The organism is Rhodobacteraceae bacterium S2214, from assembly GCA_025141675.1.
In the GTDB taxonomy this organism is placed as follows: Bacteria; Pseudomonadota; Alphaproteobacteria; order Rhodobacterales; family Rhodobacteraceae; genus Yoonia.
This window is the reverse complement of the sequence record CP081161.1, coordinates 2,003,294-2,022,522: the sequence shown is the minus strand read 5'-3', so window position 1 is coordinate 2,022,522 and position 19,229 is coordinate 2,003,294. Positions and strand designations below refer to the sequence as shown.

Below are 19,229 nucleotides of genomic sequence, written 5' to 3'. Positions count from 1 at the left end.
CACCAGACTATGCCGCGACATGCTGTAACGACAACATCCGGTTTTCCCGACCTTCGGTTTTATCCTTTCAGAATCCGGCGGTGTTTCGCAGTTTCTGCATGCAGTGCGCCAAACGTCGTCAAACCACGCCCTTCCAAAATCTTGAGCATCGCAAGAAACGCACGGCCCGTCGCCACGGCGTCACCCATTGCTGTGTGACGCAAATTAGCGGGGATCGTGATATCCAGACGGTCACAAATTGCATCTAGCGTATGGATCGCTGCCCCGCCAAAAGTGACCGCTGAAAGAAGCACAGTATCAAGGACTGGATTATCGAATGTAATATCCCCGACCTTCGCGCCGCGGTCCAAAAAAGCCATATCAAACGGGGCGTTATGCGCGACGAGAACAGCACCCTGCGAAAAGCGATGAAAGGCATCACACACCTGTGCGAAATCTGGTGCATCTGAAACCATCGCATCTGTAATGCCATGCACGTCCGTAGATCGCGACGGGATCAAACGTCCCGGATTGACCAAGGTTTCCAAGACTTCACCGTCAACAATCTTTGCATTCACGATGCGCACGGCACCAAGTTGAACGACGTCGTCCTTTTGCGGATCGAGGCCAGTCGTTTCAGTATCAAACACAACAAAAACGAGGTCAGACAGTGGCGTACTATCCAAATGGGTCGACTTTTCCGAACGCAGAAGATCAAAGTCATACGTCATCGGTCGCGCTGGCGCCAAGGCGTGCGGTTCTAACATCAAGGTGTACCCTCGGCCTTCTCCAAACATGCGGATGTAGCCGTGATAGGTTTCACCGCAATGTCCTTGAACCGCGATTTCGCTGCGGTCATCAGGACATGTCTTTAACTGGGCCAAGGCACCCGTGATCTGATCCGCAGCAAGGTAGTCAAACACTGACGTCTTAAGTTTCGCGGCTCCCACACGTTCCATTAAGCTGGCCGCTTGGCCGTCATACAGAACGATCTGATGGTCAGCACTGATCAGCAGCGTGGCAATCGGAATGTCTGACAGGATCGTCACGAGCTGGTCGCGCTGCGCCCTTAGCAAAGCCACTTCCGACTGCGCTGTCATTGCCCCGCCGTTCAACACTTCATCCAACGCATTTTGCGCGGCCACAACAGCTGGCCCAAGATCGCCCAGATACTGCGCCGTCCCACTGTCGAACGTCGCATTGCCACCGGTATGTGTTTTAACACGCAGACTTGCCGCGATTGCCTCAATCGGTTTGCTGACGTGATCGTCAAATAACAGCCAAACGCCTGCGGACAGTCCTAGAATACCAAACCCGGCGACCATCCCGCTCGTGACGAACCCTGAAATGGTGTCGCCATCTTCAACCTGCCGCCACCCGATCCATAACCCAAACGCAACCACGCAGATGGCAGCAAATGCGTAGCCGCAGAACATCAAGAACACCCTGATCCGTAAACTCAAATGTGTCATGTTATGCGGGCGCGCAGGCCGCTAGCAAAACGGGCGCATCTGCTGCCATGGGTCGCCAATCTGCATCGGAAACGGCGCCATCATCGTCGAATTCAACACCGTCAACCAGATCTGCTCGATTGCCTGCCGCGCAGTCAAACAGGACGGGAATTTTCGCCGTCCGCGTCCAGCGGCCATAAAACACCAAATCAACGATCCGCTGTTCCGGATGTGCGGGATGCGTTTTTGCGCCCGCTTGGTCCACTGCGACAAAGCGGCTGACAAATGGTTTTGCGTAAGTCCAAGGGCGATAGAACTGTTTGTCTTCAACGGTCTCAGCCACGATAAAACCAGCGGGCAGACTGGCTTGAGTCCGCGCGAACCAGCCGTATTCGCTGGTGATCGTCGCCAACAGCATAGCCCCGCCTGCCGCGACCGGCATCAGCCACGATGGCAAACGTCCCTTCAATGTGCGATTGATCGCCCAGACCAACAAGGCCGCAGCAACACCCGCCAAGATCGTACCGATCAGTTCAAAAAACATAGCGTCCTCCTATTGCGTCAAGCCAGCGTTCCGCGGCCTTGCATGAGCGCAGATTGCATCGTTTTGATCACCACAAACGCATCCCGCAAGTGACTGCGTTCGAACCCCGACAGGGTCGCAGGTGGTAAGAAATTGTCAGGCGATTTGCCCTGTTTGATTAGGCGTGCTTGATGGTCCAATCGTGTCTGGGCAATCAAATCGTAAGCATCAAGCAAATCATGCCCACCGCTTTTACTAATGATACCACCTTCAAGCGCGGATTCGATCCGCGCGCGGGTATTGAGCGCCTTGAACCGTCCCTGCAACGCATACATCCGCCCCAGATCGACCACTGGGACGACCCCATTCAATTTCATATCAATGGTATCGCGATGCTCTCCTGCGCGGATCGTAGATAGCCCGCGCAAAAGCCCTAACGGGGTCCCATGTGTCAGTGCATTACTGGCCATATGCGCCGTAAAGATCGAATTTTCTGCTGCATGCCGCTGTGTTTCAGCGTGTAATCCGTCAAACAGGGCGTCGTCGCCGCCAATTACCCGCAAATCGAACATCACAGACGCCAGCATTTGCGCCTCTTTGCCCGGTGACGCGATCCAGCCTTGAAAGTATGACGCCCAAACCGAAGCTGGCTGACACCACCGCGGGTTGGTCGCCATCATGTCACCCGGGCAATACACGTATCCACAGGCATTCAAACCATCGGATACAAACCGCGCAAGTTGACCAAAATAATCCCTGCCGTCCGTACCCAGCCCGTCTTCGTAAATCAGACAATTGTCTTGGTCTGACACGCCTGTTTGTTCTTGGCGTCCTTGTGATCCACAGGCAAGCCACACATAGCGTCCGGGTGCGACACCAAGGGCGTCTTCCCCCATACGGATCAACCGACGTGTCACCACATCTGCAATGTCGGTTATCATCCGTGTCACTGTGTCGTGGCGTTGGCCGCTTGCGACAAGCTGCACCAACAACTGCGGAATACGCGCCGTTATGGCGGCGAGGTCAGGAACTGAAGTGGCACCTGCGACTTGCCCAACAAAACTGGCGGTGTTTGACGCTTGATAGCGGATCAAATCCGTCTGGGTCACGATCCCGACTAAGCGCTCTTCTGAAACAACTGGCAAATGACCCAAGCGATGTTCCATCATCAAATGCAAGACGTCGGACCCGATTGCAGATGGTGACAGAACACGCGGCGCTTCTGTCATAATCGATGCGACTGACGACGTCCGACTGATATCGTGCGCGACAACTTTGCCAACGACATCCCGTAGGGTCACAATGCCTTTCAACATGTCACCCTCCACGATGCAAAGGCAAGAAATTTTGGCATCGCTCATCAAGCGGGCAGCATCTTGGATTGTTGTGGCAGGCGAACAACTGACGGGTTTTTTCACCATCAAGGCATCAACACGCGCAGCCGCTAATGTGCCACTATGACCAGTCGCCGCTCCCGCGGAACGCCCGGTACGCTGATAAAACCGCGCAAAGTCTGGTTCACGCCTTAGAAGATCATGAAAAACCGCAGACGGAACAACAAGCAGACGGCAATCAGTTTCAGCAATGGCCTGCGTGACTGCGGATCCATCCTGCAGCAAACCACGTTCACCAAACGAATTTTCCCGACCAAGCAACGAAATGGGGGCATCATTGGCATCGGTGACAGTCACTTGACCATCAGCGATGATATACAGGCCAGTCAGAGTATCACCAATCGCGTATATTGGGCGTCCTGCTGGGACATCCACCCATTCGCTTTGGTCTAAAATCTGTGTACGCGTGTCCGCCGACAACACGTCGTAGGGGTGCAGATACGACAGAATAGATGTGTCAATGTCGATCATCATGCGTTCCCTTGATTAAGGTCAGGCTGGCACCTGATTAGGCGCCAGCCCAAATCGTTTAGTGGTCTACTGCACCGCCAGCACCTGCTGGAATACGCACGCTTTCGACCAAGTCTTTGATCTCTTGCGGCGTGTCTTTGGTTGCCATGGATACAGCGTATGCAACTGCAAAGTTGATGATCGCACCAACCGCACCAATCGCGGTAGATTGGATACCGAACAATGATCCATCGACCGTATCAGGGAACGAATTTGTGCCTGCGATGAACAACCATCCTTTGTGCAAGAAGATATACACAAGCGTGAAACCCAGACCGGCCAACATGCCAGACACAGCGCCCACGTTGTTCACACGCTTAGAGAAGATCCCCATCATCAATGCGGGGAAGATCGACGCCGCTGCCAGACCAAAAGCCAACGCAACTGTTTGCGCCGCAAACCCCGGTGGGTTCAGACCAAGGATCGTCGCCACCGCAATAGCCACAGCCATCGCGATACGTGCTGACATCAATTCTGCCTTCTCAGACATGTTTGGCGTCAACTGACCTTTGAGCAGATCGTGAGACACAGCAGACGAGATCGCCAAAAGCAGACCCGCCGCTGTAGACAGCGCAGCTGCAAGACCACCTGCGGCCACAAGACCGATCACCCAACCCGGAAGGTTCGCAATTTCAGGGTTCGCCAGAACCAGAATATCGCGGTTGAACTTTGTCAACTCGTTACCTTCCCAACCGTTTGCCGCAGCCTTTTCGGCCATCGCATCAGACTGGTCGTTGTAGTACTGAATTTGGCCGTCGCCATTCTTGTCTTCCCAGTCCAAAAGACCGGTTTTCTGCCACGTTTCCATCCAGTCGTAACGCTCGTCTTCAGCGATCATTTGAACGGATACAGCATCGCCATCCGTGCCGTTTGGCCACATCAGGTTTGTGATGTTCAAACGCGCCATCGCACCAACAGCAGGCGCTGTGAGGTAGAGAAGTGCGATAAATACAAGCGCCCAACCAGCCGACCAACGCGCGTCAGACACTTTTGGCACCGTGAAGAAGCGCATAATCACGTGTGGTAAACCAGCTGTACCGATCATCAGCGACAGCGTGAACAAGACCATGTTCAGGTTGTCTTTGTGGGCTTCGGTATAGCTCGCGAAACCAAGGTCCGTGACGATCTGGTCAAGCTTTTGCAGAAGATAAACGCTGCTTTCGCCGCCTGTTGAGACCTCTGAGAACAGACCAATCGCAGGAATTGGCGTGCCAGTCAGCTGCAAGGAAATAAACACAGCGGGAATGGTGTAGGCGAGGATCAACACGACGTATTGCGCCACTTGGGTGTAAGTCACCCCCTTCATGCCGCCAAATACCGCGTATGCGAACACGATGCAGGCACCAATCAGCAAACCGGATGTGTTGGAAATTTCCAAGAACCGGCCAAAGGCCACGCCGACACCAGTCATCTGACCGATCACGTATGTCGTGGATGCCACGATCAGACAGATCACCGCGACCAAACGCGCTGTCGGTGAATAGAAACGGTCCCCGATGAATTCGGATACGGTGAATTTACCAAACTTGCGCAGGTAAGGTGCCAGCAACAAAGCTAGCAGAACGTAACCACCGGTCCAGCCCATCAGGAAGGACGAGTTGTCGTAGCCTGTAAAGGCAATCAGGCCCGCCATAGAAATAAACGACGCCGCAGACATCCAGTCAGCCGCCGTCGCCATGCCGTTCGTGACAGGGTGAACACCCCGACCGGCTGCGTAAAATTCAGACGTAGACCCGGCACGGGCCCAAATCGCGATGCCGATGTAAAGCGCAAATGACGCGCCCACAAACAGCAGGTTCAGTGTAAACTGGTCCATGGGTTAATCCTCTTCCACGCCAAATTCACGGTCGAGCTTGTTCATGCGCCATGCGTAGAAAAAGATCAGACCAAGAAAGACGATGATCGACCCCTGCTGGGCAAACCAGAACCCAAGGTCGGTGCCGCCGACTTCGATACCTGACAGCATGGGGCGTAGCAAAATGCCAAACCCGAATGAGACGACAGCCCATATGATTAGGCTGATGATAATGATGCGCAGATTGGCAGACCAATATGCGCTTGGTTCCGGTCGTTCACTCATTGTGTTTCCTCCAATTGAGATGATTTTGAGCACGCCGAAATGCCTTTGACGCCGCGGACGTCGATGACGATCGGTCGGATAATTTTGCGTAACGCGTCGGTAATTGCGTCGATTTCGCCCATGGCGTCCAACGTCTGCAAAGACCCTTCGGCCTCGTAAAATGCGATCAAAGGGGCGGTTTCGGCGTGATACGCTACAAGACGGTTGCGGACTGTATCCGCATTGTCATCCGCACGGCGACGGAAGTCATGGCTGCCGCACTGGTCACATTGACCCTCTGTTGCAGGCTGCTTGAAGGATTCGTGATAGCCCTCACCGCATCCACCACAGGTATAGCGACCGGAAATGCGGGCGATCATGGCCTCGTCTTCGACTTCAAGGCTGATCGCCGCATCCACTTGCGCGCCTTTTGCTTTCAAAAGGGCTGACAAAGCTTCGGCTTGCGGGATTGTACGCGGAAATCCGTCAAGGATCACACCGGCAGAACAATCAGGATCGCCCAAGCGGTCACGCAAGATGTTCAGCACGATGTCATCGCTGACCAACCCCCCTGCTTCCATGACGGATTTGGCAGTTTTGCCAGCGTCCGTGCCGTTGGCGACAGCTTGGCGCAACAAATCGCCCGTCGATAATTGAACCAACCCGAACTTGTCTTCGAGACGTTTGGCTTGAGTCCCCTTGCCCGCACCAGGTGGTCCAAGAAGGATCAAGACCGGCATTTTACTGCGTCTCGGCATTTCGCTATTCTCAGGCATCTTTCACCCCTTGTTCATTCTGTTTTCAATGAGATCGTCGACCACGGATGGGTCGGCCAACGTTGACGTGTCGCCCAAGGCACCAAAGTCGTCTTCGGCAATTTTGCGTAGAATCCGGCGCATGATTTTACCTGAGCGCGTCTTAGGAAGACCGGGCGCCCATTGGATCAAATCAGGCGCTGCAATGGGGCCGATTTCCGTACGGACCCACGTACGCAATTCCTTGCGCAGTTCCTCGGTTGGCTCCTCGCCATTCATCAAAGTGACATAGCAATAGATGCCCTGCCCTTTGATTTCGTGCGGGTATCCGACAACAGCCGCTTCAGCCACTTTACGGTGGGCGACCAAGGCGCTTTCCACTTCCGCCGTCCCCATCCGGTGGCCCGATACGTTGATCACATCGTCGACGCGGCCCGTGATCCAATAGTCGCCATCTTCATCGCGACGACAGCCATCACCCGTGAAATAATAGCCGTGGTAATCCGAAAAATACGTCTTTTCGAACCGATCATGATCACCCCAAACGGTGCGCATCTGGCCGGGCCAGCTGCCCTTGAGGCACAAAACGCCTTCGCACGCCGTGTCGTGAATTTCTTCGCCTGTTGTTGGCTCCAGCACCACAGGCTCGATACCGAAGAAAGGCTTCATCGCAGAGCCGGGTTTGAGTGCATGGGCACCGGGCAATGGTGTTAGCAAATGACCACCGGTTTCAGTTTGCCACCACGTATCAACAATCGGCAGTTTGCCACCGCCAACAACGTCATTGTACCAGTTCCACGCTTCTGGATTGATCGGTTCACCAACTGTGCCAAGAACCTTCAGGCTGCTGAGATCACATTTTTCAACAAACTCTGGGCCCTTCGCCATCAGAGCGCGGATTGCGGTTGGCGCTGTGTAAAACTGGGCCACCTTATGCTTCTCAACGACCTGCCAAAAACGACTGGCGTCTGGATAGGTTGGCACACCTTCGAACATCACAGTCGTCGCGCCATTCGCTAGCGGACCGTAGACAATATAGCTGTGACCCGTGACCCAACCCACATCAGCCGTACACCAGTATACGTCGCCTTCGTGGTAATCGAAGACCAGTTCCTGCGTCATCGCGGCATAAACAAGATATCCGCCAGAACTGTGCACCACACCTTTGGGCTGGCCGGTCGATCCAGATGTGTACAGAATGAACAGCGGATCTTCTGCGCTCACTTCGACTGGCTCGCACGTCGGTGCCGCAGCAGCGGCCAAGGCGCCGTAGTCCAAGTCGCGCCCTTCAATCCAAGTGGTCTGGCCACCTGTCCGCTTCACGACCAAACATTTCACTGTGTCTTTGCAATGCAGTAGCGCTTCATCAGCGTTGGACTTCAGCGGCGTTTGACGCCCACCGCGTGGCGCGTAATCAGCCGTGATTACGACTTTTGCGTCCGATCCATTTACGCGGGCCGCCAAAGCGTCGGGCGAAAAGCCTGCGAATACGATGGAATGGATCGCACCCAGACGGGCGCAGGCCAGCATCGCGTAGGCGGCTTCTGGAATCATGGGTAGATAAATGACAACACGGTCGCCTTTGCCCACACCTTGATCAGCTAGAACATTCGCCATGCGGCAAACGGACTCATGCAGCGCCTTGTAGGTAATGTGCTGGGCGTCTTCGGCAGGATCGTCCGGTTCAAAAATGATCGCTGTCTGATCACCGCGTGTTGCAAGGTGGCGGTCAATACAGTTGGCGGACACATTCAGCGTCGCATCGGCATACCAGTTGATATGCACATTCCCGAGATCGAAATCGACGTCTTTCACGGTCGTGTAGGGCTTGATCCAATCGATCCGTTTGCCCTGCTCACCCCAGAACGCATCTGGGTCAGCAAGCGACGCGGCATACATTTCGTCGTATTTTGCTTCGTTGATATGTGCACCTGCGATCATGTCCGCGCTTGGTGCATAGGTTTTGAGTTTCGCATCTACGGTCATCTGAAATTTCCTTTGATGGTGTCTAAGTATTGAAAGCGCTCAGCGGCCTAGGACAGGGTTTCCCCTATCCCGGCGATCCGTGCGGCAATGGCATCAAGCGTGGCAGGGTCATCAATTGTGGCCGGCAAGTTCCACGGCTTGCTGTCAGCGATGGAAACCATTGTGCCGCGTAACACTTTGCCGGAACGCGTCTTGGGCAAAGCGTCGATGACGATGCAGCGTTTGAACGCTGCGACCGGTCCGATCTCTTGACGTACAAGGGCCACACATTCTTTTGCGATCTCTTCTTCGGACCGATCCGTGCCGTTGTTCAGACACACTAATCCCAGCGGGGCCTGCCCTTTCAGCGCATCACCGATCCCGATCACAGCGCACTCAGCGACATCGGGGTGATTGGACAGCACTTCTTCCATCGCGCCCGTCGATAAACGGTGCCCTGCGACGTTGATCACGTCATCCGTGCGGGCCATGATATAAAGGTAGCCGTCGTCGTCTTTGATCCCCGCATCACCTGTTTCGTAGTAACCCGGAAAGGTTTGCAGATACGCGGACTTATAGCGGTCTTCCGCATTCCAAAGCGTCGGTAATGCACCCGGCGGCAATGGCAGTTTGATGGCAATTGCACCCAACTCTCCTGCCGCGACCGGATTGCCCCCTTCATCCAAAATATCGACCTGATAGCCCGGCATTGGCACAGCGGGTGATCCGGGCTTGATGGCCAGTTCTTCGATACCGAGCGGATTTGCGGCGATAGCCCAGCCCGTTTCGGTTTGCCACCAATGGTCAATAATCGGTTTTTCCAGATGCTTTTGCGCCCAGCCGATTGTGTCCGGATCAGCGCGTTCGCCAGCAAGGAAAAGCGATTGCAAACAGCTCAGGTCATATTTGTCCAAATATTCCGCGTTCGGGTCTTCGCGCTTAATCGCACGTAAAGCAGTTGGTGCAGTGAACAGAACCTTAACGTCATGTTCTTCAATCACCCGCCAGAACGTACCTGCGTCCGGTGTCCCGATTGGCTTGCCTTCGAAAATGACAGTCGTGCAACCGGCCAACAGAGGGCCATAGCAAATGTAGCTGTGGCCCACGACCCAGCCAACGTCAGACGCGGCCCAAAAGACGTCTCCCGCGTCGACATTGTAGATGTTCTTCATCGTCCAGTTCAGCGCGACCATGTGCCCTGCGTTGTGGCGCACAACGCCTTTAGGCTGACCTGTCGTCCCAGAGGTATAAAGGATGTAAAGCGGATCAGCGCCCCGGACGGGCGTACACGGTGCATGCGCTGCGATTGCCGCCTCGGCTGTCCAATCGAAATCAAACCCGCCGACCATTTCCGCTTCGGCCTGTGGGCGCTGCAGGACCAAAGTAAAGTCCGGCTTGTGGTCAGCACGGGCAATCGCGCCATCCAAAAGCGGCTTGTAAGGAATAACCTTCTGTCCTTCGATGCCACAAGATGCCGCCAGAATTGCCTTGGGCGTTGCGTCATCAATCCGGACCGCCAATTCGTGTGCGGCAAACCCACCAAACACGACCGAATGCACCGCACCGATCCGCGCGCATGCCAACATCGCGACCAACGCTTCTGGGATCATCGGCATATAGATGACAACGCGATCACCCTTCTCGATTCCTTTTGCCGCTAAGACACCTGCGACGCGGGACACGCGGTCCAATAGGTCGGCGTAAGTAATCTTGGTCTGGCTATCCGTCACAGGGCTGTCATGGATGATCGCAGTCTGATCACCACGGCCAGCAGCTACGTGCCGATCAACCGCGTTATAACACGTGTTGCAGACCGCGTCCGAAAACCACGTGGTCATCGGCGCATTGGCCGTATCCAAAATCACGTCCGGTGCTTTGATCCAGTTAATGTCGGTCGCTGCATTCGCCCAAAAAGCTTCAGGATCTGCCTGCCAGTTTGCATAAATGTCCGCGTAAGTCGCCATGGTGTATCCCCTCCCAAATTGGAAGCGTACGACCCCATGCTGCGATTGGCGGCACATGTCTGGCAACACACCAGTAGCCCCGCAAATGTAAGGATTTCAAACTGGTACCGAACCCTCCCAGGTTCCCAAATTGATGGTTTCCTCCACGGTCCGCGCAGACTTTAGAATCGACGTTCCGTAAGGTCAGGTGATTATGGTAAATCGGCTTTTTCCAAAGGGCTGAACGTGTTAAGATGCAACAAATAGCAACTTGAAGACTGCAAAATGCGAAAAAGTGTAAAACCATGACCGCGTCCCGAAAAATCTTCGCCGGTGCCCGCATTCGCCTTTTGCGACAGGGACTGAATTTGACGCAGGCTGAATTTGCCCAGCAAATCGGAATTTCGACAAGCTATTTAAATCAAATAGAAAATAACCAGCGTGCCCTGTCAGGCTCTGTCATTCTCGCGCTTGTCGATACGTTCAACTTCGACCTATCGGAACTCGCATTGGATGGTGCGGGAAAGGTATCAGTCGATTTGCAAGAAGTCCTGACCGACCCGATTTTCAGTGACAACAAAGTGCTGACACAGGAAATAAAAGTTGCAGCAACGAACGCCCCAAATGTGACGAAAGCGTTTCTGGACCTTTACCGGATGTTCCAAAAGTCGCGCGAACAGCTGGGCGAAGTCGACAATGCGCTCAAAGACCGCGAAGCTTCACTGGCGCCCCTGCCCTACGAAGAAGTCCGCGACTATTTTCACTACAACGACAACTACATCGACGGCTTGGATCGCGCCGCCGAAAGTTTTGCGACCTCGCTGCCGCATTCTGATGCAGGCCGCCACACTGATATCGCCGATTACCTGCGTCAGAAGCACGATGTTCGCGTTGTGATGCGCAAAGACAAACCAAGCTCTGGCACGGTCCGCACCTATGATCCGGCGACGAAAACCATCTACCTCAATGCAGCATCAACAATGGCCACGAATTTGTTTCAACTGGCCTACCAAGTAGGTCTGCTTGAACAAGGCAACCTGATCGAACATCTTCTGGACGATGCGGGCTTCCACACCGATGTCGCCCGCGAAGTATGCCGGATGACCTTTGCCAACTACTTTGCTGGTGCGGTGGTGCTACCATATTCGGAATTCGCCCAAGCGGCTAAAGATCAACGGCACGACGTTGAAAAATTGGCCTTCCAATTTGACGCGAGTGTTGAACAGGTCTGCCATCGTCTCAGCATGCTGCAACGCCCCGGTGAAAAAGGCATCCCGTTCTACTTTCTGCGAATCGATCAAGCGGGCAACATCACCAAGCGGCACAGCGCCACAACGCTTCAATTCACGAGATTTGGCGGTGGCTGCCCGCTCTGGAACGTTCATCACGCATTTCAGTCCCCCGGCGAAATTCTGCGACAACTGGCCGTGACACCTGACGGTTTGCAGTATCTATCGCTCGCCTTTGTACAAACAAAACGCGTGGCTGGTTTCAAATCGCCAGTGCGTAAATACGCGATTGGCCTAGGCTGCGAGATCAAACATGCGGGCCACGTGGTTTATGCGGACGACATGGGCACAACAGATGCGTCAAACTTTGACCCCATCGGGACAAGCTGCCGGATATGCGAAAGGACCGACTGTTTCCACAGGTCGGTCCCCCCAATTGGTAAAGACATCAAGGTGGATCACAACACGCGTGGCAGCGTGCCGTTCAAGATTGCTTAGCCCAGCAACGACGGCAACCAAAGCGACACGGCTGGCACATATGTGACCAAGATGAGCGCGGCCAGGATGGCGATGTAGAACGGCCAGATCGACTTGAGCGCTTGTTCAATCTTGATCTTACCCACCGCACAGCCGACGAACAGACAAGTTCCGACAGGTGGCGTACACAGGCCCAGACCAAGGTTCACCAACATCATGATACCGAATTGCGTCGGGTCCATGCCCAAGCCCTTGGCGATCGGCAAGAAGATCGGCGTACAGATCAAGATCAACGCTGCCATGTCCATGATCATGCCCAAGATCAGCAGGATGATGTTGATCATCAGCAAGATGACGATCGGGTTGTCCGAGATCGACACAAGCAAGTCGCTCAGCTTTGTTGGGACTTGGTACAGCGCCAACAGGTAGGCAAACGACGACGCAAAAGCGATCAAGATCATCACCATCGACGTGGTTCGTACGGCGCCGGTTACAGCTAGCACAAAGGCGTCCCAGCTCAGCGAACGGTAGTAGAACTTCGTCAGCAGCAATGCGTAAAGCGCACCAAACGCACCGGATTCGGTCACTGTGAACACACCAGACAACGTACCACCAACGATGATTACAGCTGTGATGAAACCAGGAATTGCATCTGCGGCTGCGCGACCGACTTCCGCCCAACCCGGAAAAGGTTCCGCGGGATACTTGTGTTTGACCGACAGAATGTAAGCGGCAACAGCAAGGCTGAGACACATCAAGATACCCGGCACTACGCCCGCGAGGAAGAGTTTGGAGATCGAAATACCGCCCCCTGCGGCCACCGCGAAGATAATCATGTTGTGGCTCGGTGGAATGACGATTCCGGCAATGGATGACGTGACCGTAACGTTCACGGCGAAATCAGGACGATAACCGCGTTCTTTCATCACGGGGATCAACAAAGATCCAAGCGCTGAAATATCGGCTACAGCAGACCCAGAAATTCCGCCAAACAGCATGGATGAGAAGATGTTCACCATCGCCAAACCACCCTTCAGGTGGCCGACCAAAGCCGCGGCAAGCTTGACCAATCGTTTGGCAATCCCGCCATGCAGCATGATCTCACCCGCAAAGACGAAGAACGGGATAGCGAGCAGTGAAAAGACCGAAACACCAGCCGTCGCGCGCTGGAAGGTGATTAACATTGGGAAGCCTTCAAACCAAAAGGCCGAAGCTGCAGCAATCCCCATCGCAAAAGCGACAGGCATACCCACGACGACAAGAATGCCGAAGACCAGCAGAAGAATTAAGAGGCCCATAATTTAGATTTCCAGCTCTTCGACGACAGGTTGCCAGTCGGAAAATGTCAGTACGCGCAGCACACCACGTGCGCCCGCAAATAGAAGGATCAACGCACCGCAAGACGTAATCGCCAGCGTGCGGAAACTTTCGGGAATATCCAGCATCGGCAAGAGCGTATCCCAGCCGAACTGCATCAAGGTAACACCAGCAACCAGCATCACACCGCCAAAGATGGCGAGCGCGAAATCAATCGCAACAATCAGAACTTTTTGAACGACGCGCGGCATCAAATCACGAAACAGATTCACACCCAGATGAAAATTTTCGCGGATACCGGCAGCGGCACCTAGGAATGCGATGTAGCAGATCAACAGCAACGCTAGCTGTTCAACCCAAGTTGGCGTGACGTTCAGAACATAGCGGCCAAAAACCAACCAGCCGAATGTCGCAACAAGGATCACCAAAGCAATCGATGCAGCAAAGATACAAGCTGCGCGGATCGCTTCTAAGGCGGCCTCGAGCTTGACGAATTTGTGTGATTGGCTCGTCATTTCGGGCCCCCTGTTATCTTGTGTCAGGCTACCCAACGAAGGGCCGCAGTGACAAGAAGGCCCGCCACACAAGAGGCGGACCTTCGATCTTAAGTGGCTCGCTTATTCCGCGTTGCGGATCAGGTTCACCAGATCAGACAGATCAGGGTTATCAGCCAAGAACTGCTCGTAGACTGGCGCCATTGCTTCTTGGAATGGTGCTTTGTCAGCGATTGTGTTCACGGTTGTACCACCAGCCTGAACGATTTCCATGGAAGCCGCTTCACGGGCCTGCCACAGTTCACGCTGCAATTCGGCAGATGCTTGACCAGCTGCTTTCAGGATTTCCTGCTGCTCTGGTGTCATCTTTTCCCAAGTCTTCAGGCTCATGCACAGGCATTCTGGAATGATCAGGTGCTCAGTCAAAGAATAGTACTGCGCCACTTCAAAGTGGTTTGTGGATTCGTATGATGGCGGGTTGTTTTCCGCACCGTCCACAACACCAGTTTTGATTGACTGGTACACTTCGCCAAATGCCATTGGTGTCGCGTTACCGGACATTGATTCAACCATGCCCACGAACAGGTCGTTTGACATTACACGTACCTTCAGACCTTCAACGTCTGCTGGCGTGTTGATTGGACGAACAGAGTTGTAGAATGACCGTGCACCAGCGTCGTACCAACCAAGTGGGACGATACCTTTTTCGATCATGCCAGCGCCGATAGCTTCGCCAACTTCGCCGTCCATCAGTTCATACATCTTAGGGATGGATGGGAAGATGAATGGCAAGGAAACAACGTTCGTCTCAGGAATAGACTGACCCATCGGCCCAAGGCTGAATTCACCAAAGTCGATCACGCCAAGACGGATCTGTTCAATTGCGTCAGGCTGGCTGCCCAAAACACCGTTATGGTAAATCTGGCCTGTCACTTCGCCGCCAGTCTTTTCAGCGACTTCAGCCATGAATGATTCCATAGCGATAGACACAGGGTAATCTTCGACGTGAATGTTCCAGCCGCGCAGTTCAGCAGCAGTGGCGGCAGTACCAGCAACGGCAACAGCGCCTGCGAGTGCAACTGACGTTACAGTTGTCCGGAAATTAAAATGTAGCATAGTGCGATCCCTCCCGATCGTTTTATAGCGCGGCCTGACGACACTCCCATGTCCTAAAGCACACACACATTCTCGACCCAAGTTCACTGACACCGACAAGCGGCAGCATTCCCAGATCAATTGGTATACTAGTATTAACACACCCTGCACCTGTCAACGAATTGGTAGCGCTAACAGTTGTGGTCGACCGCAACTGCCAGAGGAAAGTGAACAGCAAGCCACTGCGAATAAGTACTTTTTTGCGTGAAACGCTACGGCGAATAAATGAGACTAAGTACGATCAACGTTACCATCTGGATCAAGCAACACAATTCAAAGGTGATTACTGCAAACAACCTATCGCCCATAAGGCAAGATCGCAAAGCCAATTCACCGCCCGAGCACGTCAAATTTCACATGCCCCGCTTTCCGCCTGTTCACGGCAAACTTGCTTGATGCCTCCCAGTGATTGTTGCACGGTCAACGTGTGACAAGGTGATCCACGTACTGAGCTAGGCGGCGTTAAATGATTTTGAATAGACGGCTATTTTTATCGGTTTTGGGTAGTTTCAGTCTGGCAGGTTGCGCCAGCACTGCGCAGTCCCCAAGGACAGCATCGACCGCACCTGACCTGATCCCCGTGCAAACACCTGCCTTCTCCGCATGGGTCGCACGTTTCAAACCACGCGCCCTTGCTGCAGGCATTTCTTCCACGACCTTTGATCGCGCATTCGCGAATGCAGGCTTCATCCCCGGCGTCGTGACGCGCGACGGCAACCAGATCCAAACGCGCCGGACCTTGGAGGATTACCTTTCCATTGCCACCTCAGATGAACGCATGTCAAAGGGGCGCGTCGCCATCGCCCGACATGCTACCACCCTCGCCGCAGTCGAGCAGCGTTATGGCGTGGACCGCAATATCGTCGCCGCAATCTGGGGCATGGAAAGCCTGTTTGGTGAACGTCGTGGTGATATTCCAGTGGTGTCAGCGACAGCGACGCTGGCCTTCGACGGCCGCCGTGGTGCTTTCTACGAAAAGCAACTGATTGCGGCTTTGCAAATCCTTGAGCGCGGCGATACGACGCCCGATCAAATGATCGGCAGTTGGGCTGGCGCGATGGGCCACACGCAATTCATTCCGACGTCGTATCAGTCTTTCGCCGTGGACTTCACGGGCGATGGAAAGCGCGACATCTGGACGGATGACCCCACAGATTCGCTTGCCTCGACCGCCGCTTATCTGTCGCGCAACGGATGGCGCAGCGGATTGAAATGGGGATCAGAGGCAGGCACCGGTGGTCCGGCCGGTCGCAATCTCCAGCCCCAAGCGGGTGGTGTGACATTCACTGTAACGCGCAACTTCAACGTTTTGAAAACCTATAATAATTCCGATTTCTACGCGATTGGAATCGGGCATCTGGCTGACCGCCTCGGCGGCGCTGGTCCTCTGCGCGGCACCTTCCCACCGGATGAGAACGGCCTGACGAAAGCAGACCGTCAAACCGTGCAACGCGCCCTCGCTCAACGTGGCTATGATGTCGGTCCTGCCGATGGCGTCATTGGCGGACAAACCCGCTCTGCCGTCAGCGATTTTCAACGGCGCGAAGGTTTACCCGTCACGGGCATCGCAGATCGCACTGTTCTCGCCGCCCTACGCTAGCCCATACAAAAAAGCCCCGCACATCGTTTGATGCGCGGGGCTTTTTCTATCTCTAGACCCGACCTTAGCCGATGATCGCGTTCAACGTTGCCGATGGGCGCATCACAGCAGCGGTTTTCGCCGCATCACCGTGGTAGTAGCCACCCAGATCAACGGCGCTGCCTTGTGCGGCTGCCAGTTCGGACACAATAGCTGCTTCGCCAGCAACCAGTGCTTCGGCGATTGGGGCAAAATGCGCAGCCAATTCTGCATCGTCTGACTGTGCGGCCAAGGCTTCGGCCCAATAACGCGCAAACCAGTAGTGGCTGTCGCGGTTGTCCGGCTCACCCACTTTACGCGATGGGGAACGGCTGTTGTCGAGGATGCCTTGCGTGGCAGTATCAACGGCTTGGCCCAGAACGCGGGCTTTTTCGTTGCCGCGTGCGTCTGCGAGGAATTGCAGGCTTTCACCCAACGCACAGAATTCACCTAGTGAATCCCACCGCAAGTGGTTTTCTTCAACCAATTGCTGCACGTGCTTTGGCGCAGAACCACCTGCACCCGTTTCAAACAGACCACCGCCCTGCATCAGTTTCACGATGGACAACATCTTCGCAGATGTCGCCAGTTCCAAGATCGGGAACAAGTCAGTCAGATAGTCACGCAGCACGTTACCAGTGATGGCAATCGTGTTTTCGCCTTTGGTGATCGTCTCAAGCGACGCACGTGTGGCTTCGCGTGGGGCCATGATTTCAAACTTGTCGGCCACGCCTTTGGCTTCCAAGATCGGCTTCACATAAGCGATCAGTTCCGCGTCATGCGCCCGATCGGCATCGAGCCAGAAAATCGCACGGCAGCCTTCGGCCTTCTGGCGATCAATCGCGAGGTTCACCCAATCTTCAATCGGGGCTTTACGCGCAGAGGCAGACCGCCAGATGTCGTTGGCCTCAACAGTGTGCCGGTGCAGCACTGTGCCATCGTCGAGGATCATCTTCACGGTGCCTGCTTCTGGCATTTCGAATGTGGTTGGGTGTGAACCATATTCTTCGGCTTTTTGCGCCATCAGACCGATGTTCTGCACTGTGCCCGCAGTGGCAGGGTTCAATTTACCGTTTTCTTTGAAGAACTTGATGCTCTCATCGTAAACCGGCGCATATGAATTGTCAGGGATCACACAGTTTGAATCTGCTTCTTTCCCATCAGGGCCCCAGCCCTTACCACCAGCGCGGATCAGCGCAGGCATGGATGCGTCGATGATCACGTCGGATGAAACATGCAGGTTGGTGATGCCTTTGTCGGAATCAACCATGTACATCGGCGGACGCGCCGCCATGCAGGCTTCGATATCCGCCATGATGTCGGCGTTGCCTTCAACACGTGCCAGAAGGTCACCCAAACCAGAGTTCGGGTTCACGCCCAGATCAGCCATCGCAGCACCGTGCTTTTCAAACACAGGTGCCAAGAATGCCTTTACCGCGTGACCAAAGATGATTGGGTCGGAAACCTTCATCATCGTCGCTTTCATGTGAAGCGAGAACAATGTGCCTTCAGCCTTTGTCTGTTCGATTTGTTCAGCCAAGAAAGACTGCAATGCCGCCGCCGACATGAATGTCGCGTCAACCACTGTGCCTGCGGGATAGGACACGCCTTCTTTCAGAACAGTTTCGCCATTAGCAGTTTCCAGAACGATCTTTGCAGTCGCTTCTTTGGCAAGCGTCGCAGACACTTCGTTCGAGAAGAAGTCGCCACCAGACATAGACGAAACCTTCGTCTTGCTGTCCGCATTCCATTCACCCATCCGGTGTGGATTGTTCTGAGCGAAAGATTTCACTGCTTTGGCAGCGCGACGATCCGAATTCCCTTCGCGCAACACAGGGTTCACGGCAGAGCCTTTGATCCCGTCGTATTTTGCGCGGATCGCTTTTTCTTCGTCAGTCGCGGGAGCTTCTGGATAATCCGGCAGCGCGTAGCCTTGGGATTGCAGTTCTTTCACAGCGGCAACCAATTGCGGCACAGATGCAGAGATGTTCGGCAGCTTGATCACGTTGGCTTCCGCCGTCTTCACCAAACGGCCCAGTTCGGCCAGATCGTCAGACTGCTGCTGATCGGCTTTCAGGTGCTCAGGGAATGTCGCAAGGATACGACCAGCCAGTGAGATGTCCTTGGTGCCCACAGACACGCCAGCGGCTGCTGCGAATTTCTGGATGATCGGCAGGAAGGACGCAGAGGCCAGTTCCGGCGCTTCGTCAACTTTGGTGTAAATGATATCGGTCATGGTAACCCTCGCGATTGAATTTGCCTGTCCTTAGCGGATGCAACCTGCGACGTCCATTGTATACCATGGTATATCGAAACAATTCTGAGCCAAAATGCGCGTCTTTTGGCCACACGCAGGGCTT

14 protein-coding genes are annotated in these 19,229 nt (G+C 54.4%); 2 read left to right on the top strand and 12 right to left on the bottom strand.

The annotated features are described in order from the left end of the window. Positions 1–59: 59 nt before the first annotated feature. From K3729_10085 to K3729_10050, 8 genes are read right to left on the bottom strand one after another with little or no spacing between them, the layout of a single operon-like run. Complete coding sequence (locus K3729_10085) at positions 60–1,451, bottom strand: 3'-5' exonuclease (GenBank protein ID UWQ97834.1); 1,392 nt, start codon at positions 1,449–1,451, stop codon at positions 60–62. Between the two features lies 1 nt (position 1,452). Next, the gene (locus K3729_10080; protein UWQ97833.1) at positions 1,453–1,974 is read right to left on the bottom strand and encodes a hypothetical protein; all 522 of its coding nucleotides are present in this window, start codon (positions 1,972–1,974) and stop codon (positions 1,453–1,455) included. Between the two features lie 17 nt (positions 1,975–1,991). Beyond that, positions 1,992–3,818 carry a CBS domain-containing protein gene (locus tag K3729_10075; GenBank protein ID UWR01010.1) on the bottom strand — a complete coding sequence of 609 codons (1,827 nt, stop codon included), beginning with the start codon at positions 3,816–3,818 and terminating at the stop codon, positions 1,992–1,994. Positions 3,819–3,876: 58 nt separating this feature from the next. Continuing rightward, complete coding sequence (locus tag K3729_10070) at positions 3,877–5,673, bottom strand: cation acetate symporter (protein UWQ97832.1); 1,797 nt, start codon at positions 5,671–5,673, stop codon at positions 3,877–3,879. A gap of 3 nt (positions 5,674–5,676) precedes the next feature. Next, the gene (locus K3729_10065) at positions 5,677–5,937 is read right to left on the bottom strand and encodes a DUF4212 domain-containing protein (GenBank protein ID UWQ97831.1); all 261 of its coding nucleotides are present in this window, start codon (positions 5,935–5,937) and stop codon (positions 5,677–5,679) included. Then, complete coding sequence (locus K3729_10060; protein ID UWR01009.1) at positions 5,934–6,674, bottom strand: adenylate kinase; 741 nt, start codon at positions 6,672–6,674, stop codon at positions 5,934–5,936. Before K3729_10060 ends, K3729_10065 begins: the two co-directional genes overlap by 4 nt. A gap of 21 nt (positions 6,675–6,695) precedes the next feature. Further along, positions 6,696–8,657: an acetate--CoA ligase gene (gene acs, locus K3729_10055; protein ID UWQ97830.1), complete on the bottom strand. Its 1,962-nt coding sequence runs from the start codon at positions 8,655–8,657 to the stop codon at positions 6,696–6,698. A gap of 47 nt (positions 8,658–8,704) precedes the next feature. Further along, entirely contained in the window at positions 8,705–10,600 is a 1,896-nt protein-coding gene (locus K3729_10050) for a propionyl-CoA synthetase (protein UWQ97829.1), read from the bottom strand. A gap of 284 nt (positions 10,601–10,884) precedes the next feature. On the opposite strand from K3729_10050, the gene K3729_10045 reads away from it, so the two are divergent. Then, entirely contained in the window at positions 10,885–12,306 is a 1,422-nt protein-coding gene (locus tag K3729_10045; GenBank protein UWQ97828.1) for a short-chain fatty acyl-CoA regulator family protein, read from the top strand. Here the strand turns inward: K3729_10045 and K3729_10040 are convergent. The 3 genes from K3729_10040 to K3729_10030 all read right to left on the bottom strand — a co-directional run bounded on the left by K3729_10040 (position 12,303) and on the right by K3729_10030 (position 15,212). Next, positions 12,303–13,583 carry a TRAP transporter large permease gene (locus tag K3729_10040; GenBank protein ID UWQ97827.1) on the bottom strand — a complete coding sequence of 427 codons (1,281 nt, stop codon included), beginning with the start codon at positions 13,581–13,583 and terminating at the stop codon, positions 12,303–12,305. The two genes, K3729_10045 and K3729_10040, sit on opposite strands and share 4 nt — an antisense overlap. 3 nt (positions 13,584–13,586) lie before the next feature. Next, complete coding sequence (locus tag K3729_10035; protein UWQ97826.1) at positions 13,587–14,117, bottom strand: TRAP transporter small permease; 531 nt, start codon at positions 14,115–14,117, stop codon at positions 13,587–13,589. Between the two features lie 102 nt (positions 14,118–14,219). Further along, positions 14,220–15,212: a TRAP transporter substrate-binding protein gene (locus K3729_10030; protein ID UWQ97825.1), complete on the bottom strand. Its 993-nt coding sequence runs from the start codon at positions 15,210–15,212 to the stop codon at positions 14,220–14,222. Positions 15,213–15,717: 505 nt separating this feature from the next. Here K3729_10030 and K3729_10025 point away from each other — a divergent pair. Then, positions 15,718–16,851, top strand: coding sequence for a lytic murein transglycosylase (locus K3729_10025; protein UWQ97824.1), 1,134 nt, complete (start codon positions 15,718–15,720; stop codon positions 16,849–16,851). Positions 16,852–16,915: 64 nt separating this feature from the next. Here K3729_10025 and K3729_10020 read toward each other — a convergent pair whose 3' ends face one another. After that, positions 16,916–19,105 carry an NADP-dependent isocitrate dehydrogenase gene (locus K3729_10020; GenBank protein ID UWQ97823.1) on the bottom strand — a complete coding sequence of 730 codons (2,190 nt, stop codon included), beginning with the start codon at positions 19,103–19,105 and terminating at the stop codon, positions 16,916–16,918. Positions 19,106–19,229 lie beyond the last annotated feature (124 nt).